General features: G+C 64.6%; 21 protein-coding genes and 1 other RNA gene. 3 read left to right on the forward strand and 19 right to left on the reverse strand.

What is annotated here, in order from left to right:
- Entirely contained in the window at positions 1-2,160 is a 2,160-nt protein-coding gene (locus AC54AF_RS22805) for a putative bifunctional diguanylate cyclase/phosphodiesterase (protein WP_496638375.1), read from the forward strand.
- Here the strand turns inward: AC54AF_RS22805 and AC54AF_RS22810 are convergent.
- From AC54AF_RS22810 to ubiD, 7 genes are all read right to left on the reverse strand, one after another.
- Positions 2,129-3,271: an esterase-like activity of phytase family protein gene (locus AC54AF_RS22810; protein WP_496638376.1), complete on the reverse strand. Its 1,143-nt coding sequence runs from the start codon at positions 3,269-3,271 to the stop codon at positions 2,129-2,131. The two genes, AC54AF_RS22805 and AC54AF_RS22810, sit on opposite strands and share 32 nt — an antisense overlap.
- Positions 3,272-3,361: 90 nt before the next feature.
- Positions 3,362-4,579 (reverse strand): CaiB/BaiF CoA transferase family protein, encoded by a 1,218-nt coding sequence (locus tag AC54AF_RS22815; RefSeq protein ID WP_496638377.1) that lies wholly within the window; start codon positions 4,577-4,579, stop codon positions 3,362-3,364.
- Positions 4,580-4,582: 3 nt separating this feature from the next.
- Positions 4,583-5,173, reverse strand: coding sequence for a recombination mediator RecR (gene recR / locus AC54AF_RS22820; protein WP_034786598.1), 591 nt, complete (start codon positions 5,171-5,173; stop codon positions 4,583-4,585).
- A 47-nt stretch (positions 5,174-5,220) separates the two neighbouring features.
- A complete protein-coding gene (locus tag AC54AF_RS22825; RefSeq protein ID WP_034759121.1) occupies positions 5,221-5,547 on the reverse strand; it encodes a YbaB/EbfC family nucleoid-associated protein in 327 nt (108 codons plus the stop codon).
- Positions 5,548-5,587: 40 nt separating this feature from the next.
- On the reverse strand, positions 5,588-7,888 hold the full coding sequence (locus AC54AF_RS22830; protein WP_496638378.1) for a DNA polymerase III subunit gamma/tau: 2,301 nt from the start codon (positions 7,886-7,888) through the stop codon (positions 5,588-5,590).
- Between the two features lie 216 nt (positions 7,889-8,104).
- Positions 8,105-8,203, reverse strand: an RNA gene (ffs, locus tag AC54AF_RS22835) — signal recognition particle sRNA small type.
- Between the two features lie 123 nt (positions 8,204-8,326).
- Positions 8,327-9,811 (reverse strand): 4-hydroxy-3-polyprenylbenzoate decarboxylase, encoded by a 1,485-nt coding sequence (gene ubiD / locus AC54AF_RS22840; RefSeq protein ID WP_496638379.1) that lies wholly within the window; start codon positions 9,809-9,811, stop codon positions 8,327-8,329.
- A gap of 478 nt (positions 9,812-10,289) precedes the next feature.
- Between ubiD and AC54AF_RS22845 the strand changes: the two genes are divergently transcribed.
- Positions 10,290-11,210 carry a transglycosylase SLT domain-containing protein gene (locus AC54AF_RS22845; protein WP_496638380.1) on the forward strand — a complete coding sequence of 307 codons (921 nt, stop codon included), beginning with the start codon at positions 10,290-10,292 and terminating at the stop codon, positions 11,208-11,210.
- A gap of 118 nt (positions 11,211-11,328) precedes the next feature.
- On the opposite strand, the gene nusB is transcribed toward AC54AF_RS22845, so the two are convergent.
- The 3 genes from nusB to ribBA all read right to left on the reverse strand — a co-directional run bounded on the left by nusB (position 11,329) and on the right by ribBA (position 13,704).
- The gene (gene nusB / locus AC54AF_RS22850) at positions 11,329-11,799 is read right to left on the reverse strand and encodes a transcription antitermination factor NusB (RefSeq protein ID WP_071078713.1); all 471 of its coding nucleotides are present in this window, start codon (positions 11,797-11,799) and stop codon (positions 11,329-11,331) included.
- A gap of 202 nt (positions 11,800-12,001) precedes the next feature.
- Positions 12,002-12,484 (reverse strand): 6,7-dimethyl-8-ribityllumazine synthase, encoded by a 483-nt coding sequence (ribH, locus tag AC54AF_RS22855; protein ID WP_131689563.1) that lies wholly within the window; start codon positions 12,482-12,484, stop codon positions 12,002-12,004.
- A 98-nt stretch (positions 12,485-12,582) separates the two neighbouring features.
- Positions 12,583-13,704, reverse strand: a complete 1,122-nt coding sequence (gene ribBA / locus AC54AF_RS22860; RefSeq protein WP_096234479.1) for a bifunctional 3,4-dihydroxy-2-butanone-4-phosphate synthase/GTP cyclohydrolase II — start codon at positions 13,702-13,704, stop codon at positions 12,583-12,585.
- A 427-nt stretch (positions 13,705-14,131) separates the two neighbouring features.
- On the opposite strand from ribBA, the gene AC54AF_RS22865 reads away from it, so the two are divergent.
- Entirely contained in the window at positions 14,132-14,557 is a 426-nt protein-coding gene (locus AC54AF_RS22865) for an OsmC family protein (RefSeq protein ID WP_102299096.1), read from the forward strand.
- On the opposite strand, the gene AC54AF_RS22870 is transcribed toward AC54AF_RS22865, so the two are convergent.
- The 9 genes from AC54AF_RS22870 to pilV form a co-directional block, all read right to left on the reverse strand.
- Complete coding sequence (locus AC54AF_RS22870) at positions 14,554-15,933, reverse strand: hypothetical protein (RefSeq protein ID WP_496638381.1); 1,380 nt, start codon at positions 15,931-15,933, stop codon at positions 14,554-14,556. The two genes, AC54AF_RS22865 and AC54AF_RS22870, sit on opposite strands and share 4 nt — an antisense overlap.
- Before the next feature lie 109 nt (positions 15,934-16,042).
- On the reverse strand, positions 16,043-16,678 hold the full coding sequence (locus AC54AF_RS22875) for a riboflavin synthase (RefSeq protein ID WP_131689542.1): 636 nt from the start codon (positions 16,676-16,678) through the stop codon (positions 16,043-16,045).
- 28 nt (positions 16,679-16,706) lie between these two features.
- Positions 16,707-17,780 carry a bifunctional diaminohydroxyphosphoribosylaminopyrimidine deaminase/5-amino-6-(5-phosphoribosylamino)uracil reductase RibD gene (gene ribD / locus AC54AF_RS22880; RefSeq protein ID WP_496638391.1) on the reverse strand — a complete coding sequence of 358 codons (1,074 nt, stop codon included), beginning with the start codon at positions 17,778-17,780 and terminating at the stop codon, positions 16,707-16,709.
- A gap of 62 nt (positions 17,781-17,842) precedes the next feature.
- Positions 17,843-18,412 (reverse strand): GspH/FimT family pseudopilin, encoded by a 570-nt coding sequence (locus tag AC54AF_RS22885; protein ID WP_496638382.1) that lies wholly within the window; start codon positions 18,410-18,412, stop codon positions 17,843-17,845.
- Between the two features lie 3 nt (positions 18,413-18,415).
- Entirely contained in the window at positions 18,416-18,919 is a 504-nt protein-coding gene (locus AC54AF_RS22890; protein ID WP_496638383.1) for a type IV pilin protein, read from the reverse strand.
- A 55-nt stretch (positions 18,920-18,974) separates the two neighbouring features.
- Positions 18,975-22,835, reverse strand: a complete 3,861-nt coding sequence (locus tag AC54AF_RS22895; RefSeq protein WP_496638384.1) for a pilus assembly protein — start codon at positions 22,833-22,835, stop codon at positions 18,975-18,977.
- On the reverse strand, positions 22,832-23,488 hold the full coding sequence (locus AC54AF_RS22900; protein WP_496638385.1) for a pilus assembly PilX family protein: 657 nt from the start codon (positions 23,486-23,488) through the stop codon (positions 22,832-22,834). The genes AC54AF_RS22895 and AC54AF_RS22900 overlap by 4 nt, the downstream gene beginning before the upstream one ends.
- A 12-nt stretch (positions 23,489-23,500) precedes the next feature.
- Positions 23,501-24,469: a PilW family protein gene (locus tag AC54AF_RS22905; RefSeq protein ID WP_496638386.1), complete on the reverse strand. Its 969-nt coding sequence runs from the start codon at positions 24,467-24,469 to the stop codon at positions 23,501-23,503.
- Entirely contained in the window at positions 24,466-25,056 is a 591-nt protein-coding gene (gene pilV, locus AC54AF_RS22910; RefSeq protein WP_496638387.1) for a type IV pilus modification protein PilV, read from the reverse strand. Before pilV ends, AC54AF_RS22905 begins: the two co-directional genes overlap by 4 nt.
- Positions 25,057-25,174 lie beyond the last annotated feature (118 nt).

Raw genomic sequence — 25,174 nt, forward strand, 5'->3', positions numbered from 1 at the left:
ATGACAGCGCCCCTCTCCCCTCCCCGCGGCCTGGTGCTGGTGGCTGACGACGATCCCGTGATGCGCCTGCTGATGCGGCAGATGCTCACGCAGGTGGGCCTGGACGTGATCGAGGCCGAGGATGGCGTGCAGGCGCTGGCCAGCTACAAGCACAGCGGGCCGGACCTGGTCATGCTCGACGTCGACATGCCGGCCATGGACGGCTTTGCCGTGTGCCGCGAAATCCGCCACCAGGAAGTGGGCGGCACGGTGCCCATCATCATGGTCACGGGCGGCGACGAACTGGAAGCCGTCACGCGCGCCTACGAGGTGGGCGCCACCGACTTCATTTCCAAGCCCATCAACTGGCCCATCCTGGGCCACCGCGTGCTGTACGTGCTGCGCGCCAGCGACGCCATCGCCCGCTTGCGCATCGCTGACGCGCACAACCGCGCCGTGCTGGCCGCCATCCCCGACACCTTCTTTCGCCTGAACCGCGAAGGCTTTTATCTCGACTATGAACAGGGCCACGACGCCAGCGCCGGCTTTTCCCTCAGCGACTGCGTGGGCAGCCATATCCGCGACGTGCTGCCGCCCGAAATCGCCGCGCGCCTGCTCGACCAGGCGCGCGCCGTGCTGGCCACGCAGCATATCGGCTCGGTCGACTACACGCTCACGCACGAGGACAGCACGCGCCATTTCGAAGCGCGCCTGGTGGCGACGGGAGCCGACGAAGTGCTGGGCCTGGTGCGCGACATCAGCGAACGCAAGCGCACGGAAGAGCAGATCCGCCGCCTCGCCTACTGCGACAGCCTGACGGGCATCCCCAACCGCCAGGCGTTCCTGGAAACGCTGGAGCGCGAACTGCTGCGCTCGAAAGAACACGACAAGAAATTCGCCGTGCTGTTCATGGACCTCGACGCCTTCAAGCGCATCAACGACACCCTGGGCCACGACGTGGGCGACCATCTGCTCAAGGTGGTGTCCGAGCGCCTGCGCGAAACCATCCGCCCCAGCGACCTGGTGCTGCGCGGCGAGTATGAGTTTGAGCCCACCTTCGGCGGCAGCAACCTGGCGCGCCTGGGCGGCGACGAATTCACGATCCTGATTCCCGACCTGGAGCGGGTGGAAGACGCGCTGAACGTGGCGCACCGGGTCAAGGAAGCCATGCGCCGCCCGTTCATGATCGAGGGGCATGAAATTTTTGTCACGGCCAGCATCGGCATTTCGCTGTATCCGGAAGATGGCGAGGACTGCAATTCGCTGTTGAAATATGCGGACACGGCCATGTACCACGCGAAGAACTGCGGCAAGAACAACGCAAAACTCTACAGTTCATCGCTGACGATGGAAATCATGAGCCACGTCAAGATGGAAGTGGGCTTGAGGAAAGCCCTGCAGAACAACGAGCTGTACTTGCTGTACCAGCCGCAGATCGACGTGCCCAGCACGCAGATCGTCGGCGTGGAAGCGCTGATCCGCTGGCGCCATCCCGAGCGGGGCATCATCTCGCCCACGGAATTCATCCCGCTGGCCGAAGAGACGGGATTGATCGTGCCCATCGGCGAATGGGTGCTGCGCACGGCGTGCAACCAGGCCAAGGCCTGGCAAAGCGATGGCGGGCGCGCCATCCGCATGGCCGTCAACCTGTCGGCCATGCAATTCAAGGATGAAAACCTGATGCAGATCGTGCTCTCGGCCCTGGCCGACACGGGCCTCGATGCGCGCCTGCTGGAACTGGAATTGACGGAAGGGACATTAATGGACGATGCGCGCGCCACCATGGTGACCCTGGAGCAATTGCGCGGCATCGGCGTGTATCTGTCCATCGACGACTTCGGCACCGGCTATTCGTCGATGAATTACCTGAAACGCTTCGACGTGCGGGCCTTGAAAATCGACAAGAGTTTTATCGCCGGCTTGCCGCAGGATACGGAAAACGCGGCCATCACGCGCGCCATCATCGCCATGGCGCATGGCTTGAAAATGGTGGTGGTGGCCGAGGGCGTGGAAACGGACGAACAACTGCTGATGCTGGAAGAATACGGCTGCGACATGGCGCAGGGCTATTTCCTGGGCCACCCGTCACCGCACGACACGATCACGGCCATGCTGGCCAGGCAGAGGGGCCAGGTGGCCAGCGTGGAAACTAGAGCACTTCGAAGGCAAGGATTTGCGTGACTTGCTGGGCGTTGAAATTATCGTCGGATATCATCACCAGGCTGCGGCGGCCGTTTTCCAGGCGCGGGCCCCAGCTGATGCCTTCGATATTGTCGACTCTTTCAAGACCGGTCTTTTCCAGGTCCAGCAACAGGCGCTTGCGCGCCGGCACATAGGCCGCGCCCGCGAGGGCCGGCAGCGCCTGCACATCGGTGGCGCCGTCCGTTTCCATGGCATACACGCGCACGTGGTTCGTATACACGCCATCGGCGTGTTCCACGCCGGCCCGTTCCACCACCAGCACCTGATGGTCGTTGACGGCAAGGATTTCCGACACGCCATTGTCCGCTTCCTTCCCCGGCGCGGGCCGCGACGCCACGGGCTCGATCGCATACGCGTACTGGCCCAGCACGGTGCCGGCACGGTCCAGGCGCGTGATGCGCACCACCGAGCCGTTATCGGGCGTGGCCAGCGGGCCATCCTGGTACAGGGCCGCTTCCATGCCCAGCCACAAGCTCTTGCCATCCGAGGAAAACGACAGCGCCTCGAAGCTCATGTTGTTGCGCGAGCCGATTTCGTCCTTCGAGACATTGAACATGGCGGGCGTGGGCAAGGTGGCCAGGTAGTGGCCGCCGCTATCGGCGTGGCGCACGAACGGGTGCAGGCCCACCTTGCGGTTGCCTTCGCTGCCATACCACAGGCTGCCGTCCTGCGGATCGACGCGGATGGTTTCAATGTCGGCCACCTGGTCACCCTGCTCCAGCTTGGCATGCGCCAGGTTCGGATAGCGGCTGCCGTCGGGCTGCGTGAAGAAATGCACGCTGTTGAAGGTCACGCCGGAAAATTGCTCACTGTCGTAATGCAGACTGGCGCGGTAGAAGCGGGCCGGATTGATTGCCGAGCGGTCATCGCTTTCCATCACCCAGCTCTTGTTGGCCGCATCGTAATCGATGCCGGACAAGCCGCCCACCGTCGTGCCCTCGAACGCCTGCTTGAGCGCGATGCGCTGTTCGCCGATCAGGCGCAGGCCCGTGACCGTCGCGTCGTGGGGAAAGCTGGCGCAGGCGGAAAGCAGAATGGCGGCGGATGCCAGGGCAAGCGCGGCGCGCGCGCGGTGGAAAGATCGATGCATGACAGGTATCAGTGAGTTGCGTAGGTCGGATTAGCGAGGCTCCGCCTCGCGTAATCCGACAACATGGTTGGCCCGGCCGGTAGCGTCGGATTACACCACCCCATCGGCCTTGAGCCGCGCAATGGTGGCCGCATCATAGCCGAGCGACGCCAGCACCTCGTCGTTGTGCTGGCCCAGGGTTGGCCCCAGCCACTGCGTCTTGCCCGGCGTGGCGGACAGTTTCGGGCTGATGGCGGGCAATTTGACGGGCGTGCCGTCGGCGAAATGGTGCTGCTCGAACATGTCGCGGGCGAGAAATTGCGGGTCGCTCAGCATGTCGCGCACCGAGTAGATTTTGCCAGCCGGCACGTCGGCAGCCGTCAAGACGGCCAGCGCGCTGTCGATCGTATGCGTGGCGCACCAGGCGCCGATGGCGTCGTCGATTTCCTGCGTGCGCGCCACCCGGCCGTCGTTGCGCGCCAGCTGCGGGTCGCCCGCCATGTCGATGCGGCCCATGGCCAGCATGAAGCGCTTGAAGATGGCGTCGCCATTGCCTGCGATGACGATGTTTTCGCCGTCGCCCGTCGTGTAGGTATTCGAGGGCACGATACCGGGCAGCGAGCCGCCCGTGCGCTCGCGCACGACGCCCGCCTGGTCGTATTCGGGCACGAGCGACTCCATCAGGTTGAACACGGATTCATACAGGGCCACGTCGACCATCTGTCCTTCCCCGGAGGCCACCCCGCCGGTCACGTCGCGGTGCCGCAAGGCCATCATGGCGCCGATCACGCCGTGCAGGGCCGCCACCGAGTCGCCAATCGACACGCCGACCCTGACGGGCGGGCGGTCGGGAAAACCGGACACATAGCGCAAGCCGCCCATGGATTCGCCGATGGCGCCGAAGCCGGGCAAGTCCTTCATCGGCCCCGTCTGGCCAAAGCCGGACAGGCGCACCATGATGAGGGACGGTTTGACCTGCCTGAGCTGTTCGTAGCCGAGCTCCCACTTTTCCAGCACGCCGGGGCGGTAGTTCTCGATGATGATGTCCGCTTCCAGGGCCAGCTGGCGCGCGATGGCGCGGCCCTCGGGCGACTTCAGGTTCAGCGTGATACTTTTCTTGTTGCGCGCCTGCACCGACCACCACAGCGAGGTGCCATCTTTCAGCACGCGCCAGGTACGGATGGGGTCACCGCCATCGGGCGACTCGATCTTGATCACGTCGGCGCCGAATTCGGCCAGCATGCGGGCGCAGAACGGCCCCGCGATCAGGGTGCCCAGTTCCAGCACTTTGATGCCCGCCAAAGGTCCTGCCGATGTTTGTTGTTCCATGATTCAGGTCGCCCTGCGGTCGAGCATCGCGCGGGCAATCGTGCCCGCGTCGACGTATTCCAGTTCGCCGCCCACGGGCACGCCGCGGGCCAAACGGCTCACGCGCAAGCCCCGCGCCTTCAGCATTTCGCTGATGTAATGGGCCGTCGCTTCGCCTTCATTCGTGAAATTGGTGGCCAGCACCACTTCGCCGACCACGCCATCGTTGGCGCGGTTCAGCAATTTTTCGAGGTGGATATCTTTCGGGCCGATGCCGTCCAGCGGAGAGAGCCGCCCCATGAGCACGAAATACAGGCCCTTGTAGGTGAGCGTCTGCTCGATCATCAGCTGGTCGGCGGGCGTTTCCACCACGCACAGCAAGCGCTTGTCGCGCTCTTCGTCGAGACAGGTCTCGCACACTTCATGTTCGGTAAAGGTATTGCACAGGCCGCAGTGATGCACGGCATCGACGGCCTGGAACAGGGCGCGCGACAGCATGGCCGCGCCTTCCCTATCGTGCTGCAACAAATGAAATGCCATCCGCTGCGCCGACTTGGGGCCGACGCCGGGCAGGCGCCGCAGCGCCTCGGTCAAAAATTCAAGCGACTTGGACATGGATCAACCCTGCCCCGTGCCACAGATCGAGCGCATGCGGTATGGCATCAGAATGGCATCTTGAAACCGGCTGGCAAGTTCATGCCGCCAGTCAAGCCTGCCATTTTTTCAGCGGACGTCGCTTCCGCCTTGCGCACGGCGTCGTTGAAGGCGGCAGCCACCAGGTCTTCCAGCATGTCCTTGTCGTCGGCCAGCAGCGACGGGTCGATGGAGACGCGCTTGACGTCGTTCTTGCACGTCATGACGATTTTCACGAGGCCGGCACCGGACTGGCCTTCCACTTCCACCAGCGCCAGTTGTTCCTGGGCCTTTTTCATGTTGTCTTGCATTGCTTGCGCCTGCTTCATCAGGCCAGCCAGTTGATTTTTCATCATGAGAATGCTCCGTTAATTCAGTTTGTGAGTGTGTTAATCATCAATGCAGGGTCGGCGCGGCGGAGCCGGCCGGTGCAGGGGTAATCGTTCCCGGCACGACAAAAGCGTCAAATGCATGCTTCATGTCGAGCACGAAGGGGTCGCTGGCGATGGTCGCTTCCGCTTGCAGCTGGCACGCCTCGCGGTGCGCCTGCGCTTCCGCGCTGGCCGTGTACCAGACGGCGCCCAGTTCCGTATCGACGGCGACCTTGCGGCCGAAACGTTCGCTCAGCGCGGCCGCCAGCTTTTCCACGTTGGCCGGACTGCGCCACGTGTCGATCGGCACGCGCAGGCGGAACGTGGTGCTGTGGCCGTCGTGCAGGCATTCGATCAGCTCGGCCTGCACGGCCAGTTGCTGGGCCACGCCGCGCAAGGGCAGCACGGCAGCCACGGCCGGCCAGTTGCCGTCCCAGTCCAGGCCCGGCACGGGTGTGATCACATACGGCCCGCTGGGCGCGGCTTGCTTGGCGGCACGCTGCGGCATGACGACGGCGGGCTGCTCGGAACTTTGCGCGGCGGGTGCCGACACGGCGGCCGAGGCGCTGTCTTCGGAAAATTCGGTGACCCAGGGCGGCAAGTCGTCGTCGGCGGGCGCCTGCTGTGGCGGCGCAGCGGCAGGACGCGCTTGCTGCGCGGGAGCTTCCATCACGGCCACGGGTGGCGCATCGTCCCACGGCGCCGGCGCTTTGGCGGCGGCGGGCGGTGGCGGCGGCGCTGCCTGGACCGGTGCAGCCGGGGCTGGGGCAGCGGCGACAGGCTCCGCTGCCGGTGCAGGGGCAGCCGGCTTGGGTGCCGACGATGGCGCCGATGGCGCGCTGCCCGGACGGCCTTTCGAGGCGGCGCGGGCCGCTTCCAGCGCCGCATTGATGGCGGCGCGGGCGGAACTGATGGGCGCACCCGATGCGGCCGGAGCAGCCGCTGGCGGCGTGGCTGGCGGCGGCGCCGCTGGTGCCGGCGCCGGCGATGAAACAGGTGCAGGCACCGCCGCGCGTGGCGGCACCGCTTCGCTGCGCGCGATGCTGGCGGCGGTTGCCGCGACCACGGCAGGCGGCGTCACGGCCGCGTGGCTGGCCACGCTGTTCGTGGCGGCGCGTGCCGCAGGTGCGGACGCGCCAGCGGCGGCGCGCGCGGCGGCCATGGCGGCGGGACGGTTGCCCGTTGCGGCGGCGGGAGCGGCCGCCGGCACGCCATCGGCGCCGCCTATGCCGGGCCGAAAGGCCAGCATGCGCAGCAAGGTCATGGTAAAGCCCGCGTATTCGTCGGGCGCCAGGCCCAGCTCGTTGCGGCCATGCACGGTGATCTGGTAAAACAGCTGCACTTCTTCCGCGTCAAACGCGGCAGACAGACGCACGATGTCCGCGTATTCGGGCAAGTCCTGCGGCAAGGCGGCCGGTACCGTTTGCGCCAGCGCAATGCGGTGCAGCAAAGTGCCCAGGTCCTGCAGGGCGCCGTTATAGGACAGGCTGCGCGACGCCATCTCGTCGGCCACGGCCAGCAGATCGGCACCATCCTGCTGCGCCAGCGCGTCGAGCAGGCGCACCAGGTAGGACTGGTCGAGCGCGCCCAGCATGCCTTGCACGGCGTCAAGCGTCACTGCTCCGGCCGCATACGCGATGGCCTGGTCCGTCAAGGACAGCGCGTCGCGCATGGAACCGTGCGCGCCCTGTGCCAGCAGGCGCAAGGCCGGCTGTTCGAAGGCGATGCCTTCCTGTCCCAGGATATTGTCCAGGTGGCTGATGATGTGGCCAGGCGGCATCTGCTTGAGGTTGAACTGCAGGCAGCGCGACAGCACGGTCACGGGAATCTTTTGCGGGTCCGTCGTGGCCAGGATGAACTTGACGTGCTCGGGCGGCTCTTCCAGGGTTTTCAGCATGGAATTGAACGCGTGGTTCGTCAGCATGTGCACCTCATCGATCATATAGACCTTGAAGCGCGCATTGCTTGGCGCATACACGGCTTGCTCGAGCAGCTGCGCCATTTCATCGACGCCACGGTTCGATGCCGCATCCATCTCTATATAGTCGACAAAGCGTCCCGCATCGATCGCCGTGCACGCTTCGCACACGCCACACGGCTGGGCCGTGATGCCACCCGTGCCATCGGGGCCGATGCAATTGAGCGACTTGGCCAGGATACGCGACAGGGTCGTCTTGCCGACGCCGCGCGTGCCCGTGAACAGGTAGGCGTGATGCAAGCGGCCGCTGTGCAAGGCATGCGTGAGCGCGCGCACGACGTGCTCCTGGCCAACGAGCGTCTCGAAATTCTTGGGGCGGTATTTACGGGCGAGGACTTGATAGGACATGCTGAGATTTTACCATGCGATTTTGCGGGTGATCCTGCGCGGCGGGCGCAAGCCTCATGGCCGGGCCACATTCAAATATGGCAAACGCGGCAAAGCAGCAATTGTATAACATGGAGAGTGGCATTCTGGAAAATCAGGCAAGCATGCGGACCGGCAAAACACAGGGCCGCAAAACAAAAAAGCCGCCAACGGCAGCTTTACTGTTTGTTTCCCGAAGGAGGCGAGCCTGATCTGCGGCACTCATGGTTAATAGCCGTGGCTGCTTCGTTCCCGACCTGACCAGGTTAGCCATGCCACGATGCGCAGGGGCCCGCCAGGGACAATTATAACCGACCTGCGCAAGATTGGGGAAGTTGCTGCGTGACCAGGCTAACCCAAAGGCAAAATCCGGGGTCGCACCCTGAGGGTACGACCCCGGCATCTGCTCTTGGGTTGGCCTTACAGGCCCAGCTCTTGCCAGATGCCATCCACCCTGGCCTTCACTTCCGGCGTCATGGCAATCGTCGTGCCCCACTCGCGCGTCGTTTCGCCCGGCCATTTATTCGTCGCGTCGATGCCCATCTTGCTGCCCAGGCCGCTGACGGGCGAGGCGAAGTCCAGGTAGTCGATCGGCGTGTTGTCGACCAGGGTGGTATCGCGGATGGGGTCGACGCGCGTGGTGATGGCCCAGATCACCTCTTTCCAGTCGCGGATATTGACGTCTTCGTCGACCACGACGATGAATTTGGTATACATGAACTGGCGCAGGAAGCTCCACACGCCGAACATCACGCGCTTGGCGTGGCCCGCGTACTGCTTCTTGATCTGCACCACGGCCATGCGGTAGCTGCAGCCTTCGGGCGGCAGATAGAAGTCCGTGATTTCGCTGAACTGCTTTTGCAGCAAAGGCACGAACACTTCGTTCAGGGCCAGGCCCAGCACGGCCGGTTCGTCAGGCGGCTTGCCCGTGTACGTGGAGTGGTAAATCGGGTCGCGGCGCATGGTGATGCGGTCGATGGTAAACACGGGGAAACTGTCCTGCTCATTATAGTAGCCCGTGTGGTCGCCATACGGCCCTTCCAGCGCGTGCTCGTAGCCGCTCGGATGGTTTTCATCCGGGTAGATATGGCCTTCGAGCACGATTTCGGCCGAGGCGGGCACGCGCAGCTCGCTGCCAATCGCTTTTACCAATTCGGTGCGGCTGCCGCGCAAGAGGCCGGCGAACTGGTATTCGGACAGACTGTCCGGCACCGGCGTGACGGCCCCTAATATAGTAGCGGGATCGGCGCCGAGCGCGACGGCGATCGGATACGGCTTGCCCTTGCTTTGAATCGCATGCTCGCGGAAGTCCAGCGCCCCGCCCCGGTGCGCCAGCCAGCGCATGATGACCTTGTTGCGTCCCAGTACTTGCTGACGATAGATGCCCAGGTTTTGCCGCTTCTTGTTCGGCCCCTTGGTGATCACCAGGCCCCAGGTGATCAGGGGCGCGATATCGCCGGGCCAGCAATGCTGGATCGGCAGGCGCGCCAGATCGACGTCATTGCCTTCCCAGACGATTTCCTGGCACTTCGCGCCGCGCAACTCTTTCGGCGACATGTCCCACACGGATTTCACCAGCGAACCGAGGCCCAGCAAGTCCTTGAAATCCTTCGGCGGTTCCGGCTCTTTCAGACGCGCCAGCACATGGCCGATCTTGCGCAACTCGCTGACGTCTTCCGCGCCCATGCCCAGCGCCACGCGGCGCGTGGTGCCGAACAGATTGCCCACCACCGGCATGTCGTATCCCGTCGGATTGTTGAACAGCAAGGCCGGTCCGCCAGCGCGCAAGGTGCGGTCGCACACCTCCGTCATCTCCAAAATCGGCGAAATGGGGGTCGAAATAGGCTTAAGTTCACCCATTTGTTGCAGCTGAGAAATAAAATCTCGCAAATCTGAATATTTCATGTGTTTTTAATTTTTTTTGACGTCGGACGCCGTTGCTGAAGGATCTATGCCAAGTAATTGATTTTATTGGCTTTTGGCACAATGCAAGACAAAAAGTAAGACATAAAAGTAATAAAGAATCGATTCGTTAGTATTGACTTGATATAAAACGGCTTCTACAATTCGCCCAACTTGAAAGAGCACGCCGGCCCAGGGCTTGATTTTAGCGTTTCTCTTTCATTCACGGAGTCGGGGCTCCACATGACATTTTAAGGAGTGTTTTCAAAAGGCGTCTGCCTTACCCCCGGTAAAAGTTGTATTGCGACTGATCCAATACCAAAACGGGACCGATCAGCTCAAGCAAGCAATGACGGCGTTTCTCGCACGCATCCATACGCGGCGGAAACGATGATATTTCTGATGCACGGCATTGGCAGTACCCACAACACCGCGAAACCGCGGAGGGACTGCCTGTTGACGCGACATTTCGGGGAACTCTATGACTCATCGTAGCACTGAAGCAGCATTGCCTGCTTCAACCGTGGCTGGCCAGCCAGCGTTGGCGCGTTTGCGCGCCCGCGCACAAGCCATTTCGGCACGTGGCGTATTGACGACGGCACAACATACACTGACAGTCTTCGGCATTTCCGCCCTGGCACTGATCGCCCTGCTGATGTTCCGCCCTGACCTGGGCAAGCAACTGACGCACAGCCTGTTCCCGCTGCCAATGGCAGAGGCGCAAGCCGTTGAAGCGCCGGCCTTGTCGGCACTGATGGAAGCGCCTGCTTCCGTGCAAACGGCCGCCGCCAACGAGGCGCCTTTGACCAAGGAAGAGAAAGCCTTGCTGGGCACGCAAAAGCAGCAGCAATGGGTCACCAACTGGCTCTCCAAGCGCTACCGCGTGGCCAACGATGCGACCAATATGCTCGTCTCGACGGCCTACCTGACGGCCCGTGAAATCAAGCTGGATCCGCTGCTGATCCTGGCCGTGATGGCCATCGAATCGGGCTTGAACCCGTTCGCGGAAAGCCCCGTCGGCGCGCAAGGCTTGATGCAAGTCATGTCGAAAGTACACCATGAGCGCTTCCAGGAAATGGGCGGCGTGCAGGCGGCCCTGAATCCCGTCGCCAACATCCGCGTCGGCTCGCTGATCCTGAAAGACTATGTCACGCGTGGCGGTTCCGTCGAAGCGGGCTTGAAAACCTACGTGGGCGCCGCCAACTTCGCCACCGACTCGGGCTACGGCTCGCGCGTGCTGGCCGAATACCGCCGCCTGAAACAAGTATCAAACGGCCAGCGCGTGCCGACCACGACGCCGGTGATGGCATCGAACACGCCAGCGCCAGTCAAGGCGCCTGCAGCGGAAAGCGGCAACATTACCATCAAGATCGCACCACACAACGAGATCGCGGGTCTCTGATCCCCCTGTGACCCTTTAAAAGCCCTCACAGGGGCGTCCAAAGAAAAAGCCACCAGCACTTGCGTGCGGTGGCTTTTTCTTTGCCCTGCGGCCTTAGCCGCAGGAGCTACGCTCTATATTACTTGCGCTTGTTGGCGCCCACTTCTTCCTCGCGGAATTTCACTGCCAATTTATCCAGCACGCCGTTCACATACTTGTGGCCATCGATACCGCCAAACGACTTGGCCAACTCGACCGCTTCGTTGATGACGACGCGGTACGGGATTTCCATGTTGTTCTTCAGCTCGAAAGCGCCGATCAGCAGGATGCCGTGTTCGATAGGCGACAGTTCTGCGATATTGCGGTCGATCAAGGGTGCCATGCTGTCGCGCAGCGCCAGCGAATCCTTGATGGCGCCGTACAGCAGCACCGTGAAATGATCGCCATCGGCCTTGTCGAAACCATGCGCGGCGCGAATATTGTTCACGACGGTGGTCGCGTCTTCATTATTCAGCAGCCACTGGTACAAGCCCTGCAGCGCAAACTCGCGCGCACGGTGACGCGGCGTGCGGTTTTTGCTGGGATTGGCGAGCAAATTTTTCTCAGTCATGATTGTTACCTGTTCTTAAGTACGTGTTCACTACAAATTCCGGCGAGACAGCGCGGCGCGCTTTTCAACGCGCCGCAGCCAACCGCGTGTCAGAACGTTCGAGAAAATGCTCAGAGCAAGACGCAAGCCCGAAGACAGTACGAATGTACGGCGAGGGCTTGCAACGCAGCTATGGGCGCTTTATCGGACGTTCACTACACGGCTAGTCCTCCTCGGATTCCTGCAACTCTTCTAGCGCTTGCGCTAAATTAGCCATTTCCACTGCCACGCGTGCCGCTTCGGCTCCCTTGACCAGCATGCGCACTTCCGCCTGCTCGTCGTTTTCCGTCGTCAACACTGCGTTGGCGATGGGGATGCCGTAATCGAGACCGACGCGCGTGATGCCCGCGCCCGATTCGTTCGATACCAGCTCGAAGTGGTAGGTTTCACCGCGAATCACGGCGCCCAGGGCGATCAGGGCGTCAAATTGCTCGGTTTCTGCCATTTTTTGCAGAATCAGTGGGATTTCCAGGGCGCCCGGCACGGTCACGTGCAGGATATCTTCATCGGCCACGCCCAGCTTGCTCAACTCTTCCAGGCATGCCGACAGCAAGCCACCACCGACGATTTCATTGAATCGTGCCTGGACGATACCGACGCGCAAACCTTCGCCGGCAAAATTGGTTTCATAAGTTCCTACGCTCATCATATGCCTCTTTAATCTGGTGGTTCAGGGCGGCATGCACATGCCGCCATCGTTTACTCTCACATCGACGCCTGACAAAATCGCGACGCGCAGTCGATTTAGTCAGGCGTCTGGCCTGGATGGCACTGAAAACCCGTTACTTCCAGGTCGAAACCGGCCATCGACGGCATCTTGCGTGGACTGGCCAGCAATTGCATCTTGCTCACACCCAGGTCGCGCAGGATTTGCGCACCGATGCCATAGCTGCGCAAGTCCATGCTGGCAGCGCGGCCTTTCGGCTTGGCTTGCGGCGTATCGAGCGCGGCGAACTGGGCAAACAGCTCGCTCGACGTCTCGCCACAGTTCAGCAAGACCATCACGCCCCGCTCGGACTGCTTGATGGCGGCCATCGAGGCAGCCACCGTCCACGAGTGGGTGGTCGCTTCGCTTTCCAGCACGTCCAGCAGGGAAACGGGCTGGTGCACGCGCACCAGCGCTTCCAGGCCGGGCGCCAGGTCGCCATGCACGAGGGCCAGGTGGGCCGAGGCGCTGGGCTTGTCGCGGAACGCGATCAAACGGAATTCGCCGTGCGCCGTGTGCAGCGTGCGCTCGGCAACGCGCTCGACCAGGGACTCCGTCTGGCTGCGGTAATGAATCAGGTCGGCGATCGTGCCGATTTTCAGGCCATGTTGCTCGGCAAACACCAGCAAGTCCGGCAGGCGCGCCATGGTGCCGTCGTCCTTCATGATTTCGCAAATCACGGAAGCGGGCGTCAGGCCGGCCATGGCCGTCAGGTCGCAACCGGCTTCCGTATGGCCTGCGCGCATCAGCACGCCGCCTTTTTGCGCTTTCAGGGGGAAGATATGGCCAGGCTGGACGATATCGCTGGGCTGCGTGCCCTTGGCCACGGCCACCTGGATGGTCTTGGCGCGGTCGGCGGCGGAAATGCCCGTCGTCACGCCTTCGGCCGCTTCGATGGAAACAGTAAAGTTGGTGCCGTAGGCCGTGCCGTTGCGCGACGTCATCATCGACAGGTTCAGCTCGTCGCAACGCTCTTCCGTCAGGGTCAGGCAGACCAGGCCACGCGCATGCGTGATCATGAAATTGATGGCTTCAGGCGTCACGAAATCGGCGGCAAGCACCAGATCGCCTTCATTTTCCCGGTCTTCTTCATCGACCAGTATCACCATGCGGCCGGCGCGCAATTCAGCGACGATCTCTTCGGTGCTGGATATAGACATTGTTCATCCTCGTAGGACGCCTGGCAAAACCTGCTGCGCGTCGGTATAGGCGGCTTGCGATGCTCACCGTACCTTCGTACGGTTGCGCTTCTCGGCCACCTCTCCCTTCCGCTCGCGACGGTTTTGCCAGGCGTTGTTAATGAAACTAAAAACTGAAACTGAAACATCGAGCGCGAATACTCCGCGAATTTCCGGGAATTTTCTTATAACCTGCTATTTTAAAGGATTTAGCGCTAGCAGACCTGAAATAAGACAGGATTGCGGCACGGATGCCGCAGCCGGCATCACAAAGCGCCAATTCCTCGATCCAGCGCAAACGGCGGCGGCAAAACGCGCGCCGCCGGCCTTGCGAAGAGCATAAGATCAGCCAGTCACCGCCACGGCGCTGACGCCCCATTCGCAGCGACACCCACACAGGAGCGGCAACATGAAAACCAATGGATCGGCCATCTGGTCAGGCGGCATCAAGGACGGCAAGGGCGCCATCAGCACGCGCAGCGGCGCCTTGCAGGAATATCCCTACGGCTTTGCCAGCCGCTTCGAAGGCAAGCCGGGCACGAATCCCGAGGAATTGATCGGCGCCGCCCACGCGGGCTGCTTCACCATGGCCCTGTCGCTGATCCTCGGCGAAGCGGGGCTGACGGCGGAAAAGATGGAGACGACGGCCGAAGTGACCCTCGACAAGGTCGACGATGGCTTTGCCATCACGGCCGTCCACCTGATCCTGAAAGCAAAAATTCCCGGCGCCGACCAGGCCAGATTCGAGGAATTGACAGGCAAGGCCAAGGCCGGCTGCCCCGTGTCGAAGCTGCTTAAAGCCAATATCACGCTGGACGCCACCCTGCTGCCCTAGATTTTCGTCACGGGCTTGACGGGTTCCACGGCAGCGACGGGCGCCACCAGTGGCAGACGCGAGTCGCTGGCCGGCAATGGCCGGTTCATCAAGCCGGGATTCAGGGCTGCATTGTTCAGGTTATACGCGGCGATGGCTGCCGCCACGGACGGGTCTTGCGATGACGGCGGCGGCACGGCCATGCCGGCGTTTTGCGCGGCCAGTTGCTGCGCCTGCGCATTTTGCTGGGCCAGCCGGGCTTGCGCCGTCGCCAGGCCCGCGTCCGCTTGCCCCTGCGCCACGCGCGCCAGCGACCGCGCCCGGTCACTGGCCGCTTCTGCCGCTATTTGCGCGTCGCTGGCGGCCAGCTGCGCCCGCGCCGCATCGTCCGCCGCTGCTTGCGCCTGCTGCTGCACCTGCCCTTGCCGCAATTCGTCCACCCGCGCAGCTTCCCGCTGCTGCGCCTGCTGATCGGTATTGATGCGTTCGCTGTCCATGCGTTCGGCGTCCAGGCGCTGGGCATCGACGCGCTGGCTATCTGCCCGCTGCATCTGCGGCGGTTCTGCTGCATCGGCGGCTGCTTGCGCCGACGGCTGGGGCCGCAACTCCTGCAAGTCCAGGTTCAGTTCTTCCACTTCCAGTTGCTGCTGCAGTTCCAGCTGCCGCTGCGCAATGGCGGCCGTCTGCGGCGGCGCCGCGTCAATGGCTTGCGGCTGCGCGGCGCCGGACGGCAATGCTGCGCCCGTCAAATCCGCTTCGACCACGGCGGCCAGCGGCGCGCCCTGCTGCTGGGCCAGCACGGCGCCCACCTGCGCCAGCACGTCCGTTCCCTGTTGCAAGGCATCGAGGGTAGCATTGCTGTCGGCCGCATACGCGGCCTGTAAAGTTGCAGCATCGACATCTTCATTGCGCAAGTCGATGCCGATGCGCGCCAGGCCCGCCTGGGTCAGCAAGTTGCCGTCCTGCGCCAGCGCGGCCGCCGCATCCGTCGTGCCATCGCCCGACAGCAAATCGTAGCGCTGCGCCAGGCTGCCCGGCGTGTCGCCGGCCGTCGCCAGCTGGCTGGCATCAATGCCGCTCGTTTGCAGCTGGGCGAACGATTCCGTCAGCTGCCGCGCCAGCGCCAGCAAGTCGTCATTGACGTTCACGGGGGTATTTGCCGCCCTGGCCTCTTCCGTGGCGCCCTGCAAGGCCAGCAGTTGCCGGCGCGACAGGGCCACGCCGGACAGGAACTGGCCCAGCGGAGAAATATCGACCTGGGTCGAGGACAGGATGGCAAGGGCCGCCGCCGCGCTGGATGCCGGCACGGGCAGCGCAGGCGCCAGCGGCGCAGTCTCGCCCACGCGGGACGTGGCCGGGATGGTGTTGGGCACAGTTGCGCGCGAAATCGGGTCCATGGCTAGCCTCCACTGCGGAAAGCTTCATAGTATGCGCGTCTGAAAGAAAAGCAACACACGCCTGGCAAGGCGGAGGCTGTGTTGCTGCACTCAGTGCTGTGTTCTTATCTCAGGCGGCAGCCTTGTCCAGCGACAGCATGCGCTCGACATAGCGGGCGATCAGGTCGATCTCCAGGTTGACCTTGCCATCGACCGTCAAGTGTTTCAGAGTCGTCATGGCGATCGTGTGCGGGATCAAATTGATCGAGAAGCGGCAGCCGTTGACGGCGCCCGCGCCCAGGTCTTCCACTCTGTTGACGGTCAGGGACACGCCATTGACGACGACGGAACCCTTGAAGGCCAGGTATTTCGCCAACTCGTGCGGCGCTTCGATGACCAGTTCCCACGATTCGCCCACGGCTTCGAATTTGCGCACGATGCCCAGGCCGTCGACGTGGCCGGACACCAGGTGGCCGCCCAGGCGCTCGGCCAGGGTCAGGGCTTTTTCCAGGTTCACTTCCGTGGTGGTATCGAGGCCCACGGTGCAATTGAGGCTTTCGCGCGAGACATCGACGGCAAAGCCCGTGTCCGACTTTTCCACCACCGTCATGCAGGCGCCATTGATGGCGATCGAATCGCCCAGGGCCACGTCGGCCAGCGGCAAGCCGCCAGCGTGGATGTTCAGGCGCACGCCGGCATCAATGCCGCCGTCGAGTGCTTGCACGGTTTCAATCTTGCCGATGGCGGCAACAATTCCTGTAAACATGAACTAACCCTATAAAAGTGTAAAAGTATTAATTGCGCTGGGCGAATCTTGCAAGGATACGCACATCTTCGCCCACTTGCTGAACCTGGTGAAATTGCAAAGTGCGCTGCTGTTTGATATCCGTCAAGGCGGGCAAGGCAAACATGCCTTGCGCATCGCCCAGCAAAGTGGGCGCCAGGTAGACCAGCAGCTCGTCGACGCAGCCTTCGCGGATCAGCGAGCCGTTCAGCCTGGAGCCGGCCTCGACGTGGACTTCATTGATGTGCCGGCGGCCCAGTTCCAGCATCAGCGCAGGCAAGTCGACCTTGCCGGCCGCGTCCGGCAACAGGATGACTTCCGCGCCCAGGGCGCGCAGCTGCGCCTCCTTTTCCGGGTTGGCAACGGCCGCCACGATCCACGTGCCGCCGCCAGCAAGGATGCGCGCGTCTAGGCTGATGTCGAGCCGGTTGTCGACGACGATGCGGCGTGGCTGGCGCGGCGTCTCGACGGCGCGCACGTTCAGTTGCGGATCGTCCGCCTTGACCGTGCCGATGCCCGTCAGGATGGCGCAGGCGCGGGCGCGCCAGGCATGGCCATCGGCGCGCGCTGCCGGCCCCGTGATCCACTGGCTCTGGCCATTGTGCAAGGCCGTCATGCCGTCCAGGCTGGCCGCCGTTTTCAGGCGCACCCACGGCTTGCCGCGCTGCATGCGCGAGAAAAAGCCGATATTCATTTCATATGCCTCGTCGGCCAGCACGCCCGTGGTGACGGCGATGCCGGCCGCTTGCAGCTTGGCCAGTCCCTGCCCCGCCACCAGCGGATTCGGGTCCGTCATGGCGGCCACGACACGGCCCAGCCCCGCGCGCACGAGCGCATCGGAACAGGGCGGCGTGCGGCCATGGTGGTTGCACGGCTCCAGCGTGACGTACGCCGTGGCGCCGCGCACGTCGTTGCCGCGCGCCGCCGCGTTGGCCAGCGCTTGCACCTCTGCATGATCCTGCCCGGCCGCCTGCGTCACGCCGGCGCCAATCACCTGGCCATCCCTGACGATCACGCAGCCGATGCGGGGATTGGGCGAGGTCGTGTACAAACCGCGCGCCGCCCATTCCAGCGCCAGGCGCATGCCATCGATATCGTTGAGTATTTCCACGGGCTTCTTTGATTGTGAGTAATAGATAAGTCGGGTTACGAACTGTCGGCCACGCCGCTGCAATTGGCTGCCTGCTGCTGCGGATCGCACACGCGCACCCTGCCCAGCATATTGATTTTAATATGCCGCACCTGCTTTCCCAAAGCCAGGGACAAGGTACCCCAGCGCGCCGCCAGGCTATTGGTCGCGCTGCAACTGCGTCCTGCGCCATTGTAGGCGATATAAAACGGTGCCGTGGCCGACGAAAACGCAAACTGGGCCGTGATGCCCGCCGGCAGCGGTCCCTGGCGGAACAGCAATTCGTCATCGCCATCGAACGCCAGGTTGGCATTGCGGTCGATGAATGCCAGCCAGCCCGTGCGCCAGTCCGTGCCACCGGGCCCGGCCGGTATCAGCAGCACGCGCTGGCCGCGCGCCATCGCCTGCGCCCGCGTCAATTCGATGGCCGAAAATAGATCCGTGGCCGCCGCGCGTACCTGCTGGCGCGCCAGCACCTGCTGCAGGCTGGGCATGGCAGCGGCCGCCAGCAGCGCGGCCATCGCCAGCACGGCCAGCAATTCGAGCAGGGTGTGCCCCGCCCGGCGCGGATGCATGCGCGTGCTCATGGCTTAGGGCCAGCAATGGCTGGCCGGGCCGCTGCTGCCGCGCTGCCCCGTGCTGTTCAAGGAAAGTACGCCGCAATCGGCATCCTGGAACTGCGCATCGACCTTGGCCGTGCCCGGCATGGCACGCAACAGCACGCATTGCCCGATAGTCAACCCGGGACAGGCCAGCGCCTCGATTTCATACGCGCTGCCGGCCGCGCTGGCAGCCGGCCCTTCGCCGGACCACCACGGAAATGGCGGCGCTGGCGACGCCGAGGAAAATGCCAGGTAGTGATTGTTTTGCGAGTAATAGCGTTCCTGCTGCTGCATCAACCGCAACAGAGCCGCCTGCCCCTGCACCCGCTTGGCACGCACGACATGGCCGTGATAAGCGGGCACGGCCAGCGCCAGCAGCAGGCTCATGATCGCCAGCGCGGACAGCAGTTCGATCAGGCTGAAGCCCGGCGGGTTGACAACAGGAACGCCACCGTTTGCAGCGGCCCAGTTCCGCCTTGCCAACGTTCCCATGCGATCTCCCTTCTTCCCCAAAAAACGCCAGCCGATGCGCCTGCCTCGCCTGCGCCTATTTTTTCTTGGCCGCCTCGTGCAATTCGCGCCAGTTCGCCACTTCGCGCCAGCTGAGACGCCGGGCCGGCAGCGGCGCGCTGACCACCTTGAGCCCCGTACCGCTGGCCGCGCCGGGCAAGCCCGGTTGCAGCACGGCCAGTTCCTTGCGCCCGTCGGCCCGCCCTGCCGCCGTCGCGGCGCCCACCGTGCTGTTCAATTCCAGCGCCAGCGGCGGCGCGCGCGCCAGGCCATCGAACAAGCGCCCCGTCTGCGCGCCCGCCTGCACGACACCGGCGCCATCGGCGGCAAAGCCGCTCAGCACATCGAGCACGTACAGGCGCGTGGCCGGCTTGCTGCAGGGATCGCGCCCGGGCAGGACGGTATTGAACAGCACCTTGCCGGCGGCCAGCACGGGACTGCTGATGCTGCGTTCGCCCGTCTGCGCGGTATTGAGAAAATCGAGGTACCAGCCGCGCATGGCGTTGCTGCCCGTATAGCGCAGCTCGCTGCCGTCGACGCGCACTCCCGCCGCCGCCTCGCCCAGGCTGCGCTGTTCCAGGTCGTCCCGGCTGCGCGTGGGCGATGACTCGCGCACATCATCGTGCACGGCGTAAAACGACTGCGACAGGAAGGCGGAAGGCCAGGTATCGGCCGCTTCGACCAGCTTGCCCGTGCCGAACAGCAGAACATAGCCGCCACCGGGCGCATACGCTACGCTCAATTGCTGCGTCACGGGCTGGCGCCGGCCCTGCGCATCGCGCGCGACAAACACGAGCTTGCGCCCCTGGCCCTCCTTCCACGGCGGTCCGCCCGACATGTCGAGGCGCCAGATGTTGCCCTGCAAATCACCCGCATACAGATACGCCAGCGCACCATCGCCGCCCGGCACCACGGCGGGCGGGCCCAGCGCGCGGGGCATGGCGTCAGCGCCCGCGTTCGCGCCCGCTTCAGTGTCATTGCCGCCATCGCTGCCGCCGGCCACGGGCACCTTGAGGCGGAAGTAATTACTCCCTAACACCCAGGGTGTGCCAGGCGCCTTGTCCAGCGCCAGCAGGAAAATGGCGGCGGCCGATGCGGGCGCCGTCGTGTCCTTGCCGTCATTCACATGGTTGTTGTAGCCGCTGGCGACGATGGCAAAATCGCGGTAGGCCGGTACGCCCTCCTTGCCGCCTATATTGATGCGGGCAAAGGCGGGCGGCGCGCGCACGTTGCCGATCAGCTTGTCGTCGCGGTCCGAAAATTCCCACAGCGCCCCGTCTTGCGCAAAACGCATCGGGTCGGTGATGTCGAGCGCAAACACGCCTTGCGCTCCGCCGCCCATGCCCGACACCAGCACCGTCTTCCAGTGACCCGACGCCAGCACTTCCGCCGTGGCCGCCGCGCCGTCGAGCAGCGGCCCGGGACTGTAGTGAGTGCTCGCAGCGGCTGGCGCAAGGTGCAGCAGCGCCTGCGGCAGATAGGCAAACACTTCGCTGCCCGTGCGCGCATCGTACGCATGCAGCAAGCCATCGTTGGCCCCCAGGTACAGCATTTTGCGGCGCTGCAGCAGCGCCTGGCGGTGCAAGCCATAGGCGGCGCCCGGCATGCCCAGCCCCGGCGCGCCCACGTACAGCAGATTGCCGTACGGTGACGCCCCCAGACTGCCTGACCGGCGCCGCAGGAAACCATCCGGCTGGCCCACCTCGTGCGTGCGCTGGCCCAGCAGATACGCCAGGCGCGCTTCTCCTTGTACCGCTTGGCCATCGCCGCCATCGAAGGCGCCGCGCTGTTCCGCATCGAGCCGCTTCCAGGCCAGCGGCATCAGGGCACCCTTGGCGTCGGGCGTGTAGACGGGACGCAAGGGTGCCGGCGTTCCATCCGGTACGGGCATATCCAGTCCACCAACGCGCCACCATGGCTTGCCGGGAAGCAGCGCCCCATCGGCGCCCACGGCAAACGCGGTGCGCGACAAGGTCATGCTGCCATCGGCCAGGCGCATCTGCGTCTGGAACCAGTATGCCTCTTCCGTACCGCTGGCCAAAGCCATCAGGGCTGGTCCTGCCAGCGTCGCGGGCAAAGTAGCCTTGTCGGCGGCCGCAAAGGCCGCGCGCAGTCCCGCGACCAGGGCGGCCGGATCGCTGCCGGGCAAGTAGTGGGCGGGCCAGCGGCCGTCCAGGCTCCATTCATCCAGCGCGCTGCCCGTTGCGCTCTTGTAGGGGTTGGCGTCGCCATTCGCATCGAGAAAGCCGCCATACTTGGCCGCCAACAACAAGGGAGTGGCGGCAGATTCGCTGGCCGGGTCGCCCTGGCGCAAGTCGCCCGCATAGTGCCCGACCTTGGCAACGCCGTCATTCTTGCCGCCAGGACGCAGTGGCTGCACATGCGACCAGTAGGCCAGGCCTGCCGCATGGTAGCTGGCGCCGCCCGCCCCTTCGGCCAGCATTTCCAGTGCCGCCAGTTCCGGCCGTGGCATGGGATTGCCCTGCGCGCCGCCGCTTTCCAGGCTGCCCACCGCACGCGTCCAGGCCATCGCATCGAACGGCGGCGGCGAAAAACTGTCCGGCGCGCGGGCACGGTCGCCGTTTGATGCGGGAGTTAGCGGGACATTGCCGGGCACGTAGCGGTCGCCCGCCATGCCCGCATCGCCCAGGCTGACGACGATGTGGCGCTGGCAGCTGGCCATTTGCGGGTCGCTCCACGCAATCACGACGGGCAAGCCATCGTCGATGGCAGGCGGGGTCGTGACAGGCGGCACCGGGGCGCTCGCTTGCCGGCCCTGCAGGTAGCGCAGCGATTCGTACAACAATTCAGCCAGCGGCGCCGCGCTGGCGTACGCGCCGGGATGCGCGGCGTTGCCGCGCCCCAGGCCATTGATGTAAGCGGTCACCCCGCCGCCAGGGCCCGCAGCTTGAGCCGCATACACGCCGGTGGCGGGATTCCACTCGGCGCCAGCATTGTCTTGCGGCAAAAAGTCGGGCGCCGTCCAGCGCTGTCTTCCCACGTGGGCCAGCGGCGCGCGCAGCACGCCGCCATACACGGGGCCGGCGCTGGCGGGCATGCCATTCAAATGGCCAAACACGCCCACGCGTACCCTGCCGCCATGGCGCTGCACGGCGCCCACCGGCTTGTAGTTCTTGCCATACGCCAGGCACAAGTCGTCGCGCAACGGCCCCTCATCGGCATCGCACACGCGCACGCGCGCGAGGAACACGCCATGCGTGGCAGCAAAGCCAGGCGTGTCGCAACTGCCGCCCGGAGGCAAGCTGGCGTCGCCGAACAGCAGGCGATTACGGCAGGAAACGATGGACAGTTGCGCCAGCGCAAACGGTGTCGCCGCCGTCACGCCTGTCTGCAAGACCTTGCGCGGAAAAAAGACGGGGTGGGCAAAGAAGTCGACGGCGCTGCCCGCATCGGGCAAAGAGGCGCGCTGCAGCACCGTCTTGCGCACTTCGTCGATGACGCGGTCGCCGCCCGTCAGGGCGTAACGGACGATGTCGAGCATGCTGGTGCTGGCCCAGTTGAGAAAGTTGCCGCTGAAACTGTCGCCGCCGCAACCGTGCTGCGCATCGGCCGGTTTCAGCACGGAGAAGTAAGCGGTCGCTACGCGCGAGTCCGGCAGCATGGCGCCGTCCTTGCTGCGGTACGGATAGCTGTAGCACATGCGCGCATGGAAGTACCCTGCGTACTCGCGCTGCGGCGCATAGTCGCCGCCATGCGCGGCAGCGGCCGCCGCATGCGTGAAAGACAGGTTGAGCAGCAGATTCGGCGGCACTCTGGCGCCGTACAAACCCGCGTCGGCCCGCGCCAGCGTCACGGGAGGTGCGGCCGCGATGGCGGGACCGCAAACCAGGCTGGCCAGGCAAGCCAGCAGCAAGCAGACGGACGCCAGCGCCCTCATGGCCCCGCTCCCGCCACCTGTTTGCGATAATAGCTTTGCAGCACGACTTGCGTGCTTTCCTGCGCGCCAAAACCCATGGCCGTGATGCGGTACACATAGCTTTCCGTGGCCAGGCCGCCAGCCACGGCCGTGGCCTGCGCGCCGGGCGGGTGAAACGGCAGCAGTTCGATCAGGTAGCGGGGCCGGCGCGACGGCAGGAAACCCTGTCCCGTCTGCATGGCGGCGCCCGTGAACTGCCCGTACGGCACGGCGCGGCTACTCGCTTGCGCGCCATCGAGGTCCGTACTTAGCCAGAGCGCTGGCGCATCCGGGGCGGCGGGCAGGCACAAGCCCAGTGCGCCTCCCTCGCCGCAACCATCCGCAAACCCTGCCGCACTGCCTGGCGCGAAGAGGCCGCTGCGTCCCGGCGCGCCGGGCAAACCTTCGATATCGTTCTGCGCATCCACCAATGCCTCCTCCGCCGCCTGAAACGCGATCTGCCGGTCGCGTTCGCCGCGTGCCGCCTTTTCGCCCTGCAAGGCCATCTGCGCCGCCGATATGCCCAGCAACAAGATGATCACAAGCAGGCACAGCACATACACGAGGGTGGCGCCACTGCGGCGTGCATGAGGTGGACACCATAGTGCGCAACAGCGGACGCCCCTGTCTGCCATCGCGCCGCCTGTCTAGGCCGGCCCGTTGCGCAGCATGATGCTCGTCTGCACCAGTTGCCGCAGCCGTGAGCGCGTTGCGGCGGGCAAGGACGCGCGCGCGATGCGCACGCCCGTATCGCCGGCGCCGTGCGCCTCGGCATACGCCTTGCCGAACAGGTCGAACTGCGCCGGCCCCAGTTCCGCCATCTTGTCCGCCTGGCCCGCCTCGCCATGCAGCAACAGCGCCACGCGCACGCTGGCCACGCGCTTCCAGTGCGTGCGCCGGCAAAAATCGCGCTGGCGCGCGGCCGCATCCGCCCCCGCCAGCACCAGCGCCGCATCGTAGGCGTCGAGCGCGCTGGCGTTGACATAGCGGTTCGCCACGCCGTCGGGCGGCGTATCCGTGTCGAGGCCGTACAGCACCTGAAAAGCGTCGACGCCACGGATGATGGCGTCCGCCCCCCAACCGTTCGCGCCACGGTATTTGCAGCGCAATTCCCCCTCGCCATCGGCGCCCTGCGCCACATAGAAAATGCTCCAGCCCCGCTGCGCCTCCGTTTGCGCGGCGCCCACGCCGAAGCCCGCGCAATTGAGCACGGTTCCGTCGCCGCCCGCCTCCTTGCCGGCGCCGTAATAGCGCAGGGCCAGCACGTCGCTGCCATGCAGGGCGCCGGGCAGCGCGCCGCTGATGCCTTCGCTGTTCTTGCCGAGGCTGCGCGCGTCGAGCCCGGCGACATTTGCGCTGTCGTAATCGGCATGGGCGACAGGCGCGGCGCTGCTGTCCCAGTTCACGTACGCCGTCTGGCGCACGGCGCGGGCGATGGCGTCGAGCGCATAGCGGCCGTTGTCGTCCAGCCGCGCGCCGGCGGACTGGTCGCCATAGCTGCCGCTGGCCGCGAGCAGCATGGTGCTGGCGGCCAGCATCAGCAGCGCACCCAGCGACAGGGCCACCAGCAATTCCACCAGGCTCATGCCACGATGCGGATACAGGACGATGTTCATGCGCCGCCTCCGCCCAGCTGGAATGCCAGCCTGGGCAGCGACTCGTTTGCCCCATTCACGGCGGGCGAGCCATCGGGCAAGCGGGCGCGCCAGCCCAGCTTGATGACGATGGGCGCGCCCTTGCCGCCGCTGCACGCCCAGTGCAAGCCTTGGGCGGCGGCGTCCCACGCGGGAGCATCGCGGCAGATATGCAGACGCGCGCCTGGCAAGGCAGCATGCAGCCCTTGCTTCCACTCGGCGATGTCGAATTGCGCCAGTTCGGCCGCGCTGCAGGCGCTAGCACCGAAGCAGTCCGGCGCGCCACCGCCAGCTTCGGCAGCGTCCGCCGCCGCGTAGGCCACGTTCAGGTAGGGGTTGCCCGTATCGGGTCCATTCATGAGCACGCTGTTCGCGCGCATGCGCTCGGCCATGCTGGCGGCCAGCTGCACGCCCACCGACAACAGCGCCGACTCGTGGCGCGCGCGCAGGGAGTGCAGTTGCAGGATGCTGGCACCAAGCAAGCCTAGCGCCAACAGCAGCAGCGACACGAGCACCTCGACGAGGCTGCTGCCACCCGCAGGAAACATAGTGCGACCGCCATTGCGCATGTGCTACTCCCTTCCGCAGAAAGAGTCGCAAGATCAGGCGGCCCAGCTACAAGATAGGCGCGCGCAAGAAGCCGGGTCTGCGCTGGCGCAAACAACACGGCGATAATTGAGAAGGACA

The organism is Janthinobacterium sp. JF4 (genome assembly GCF_059617925.1).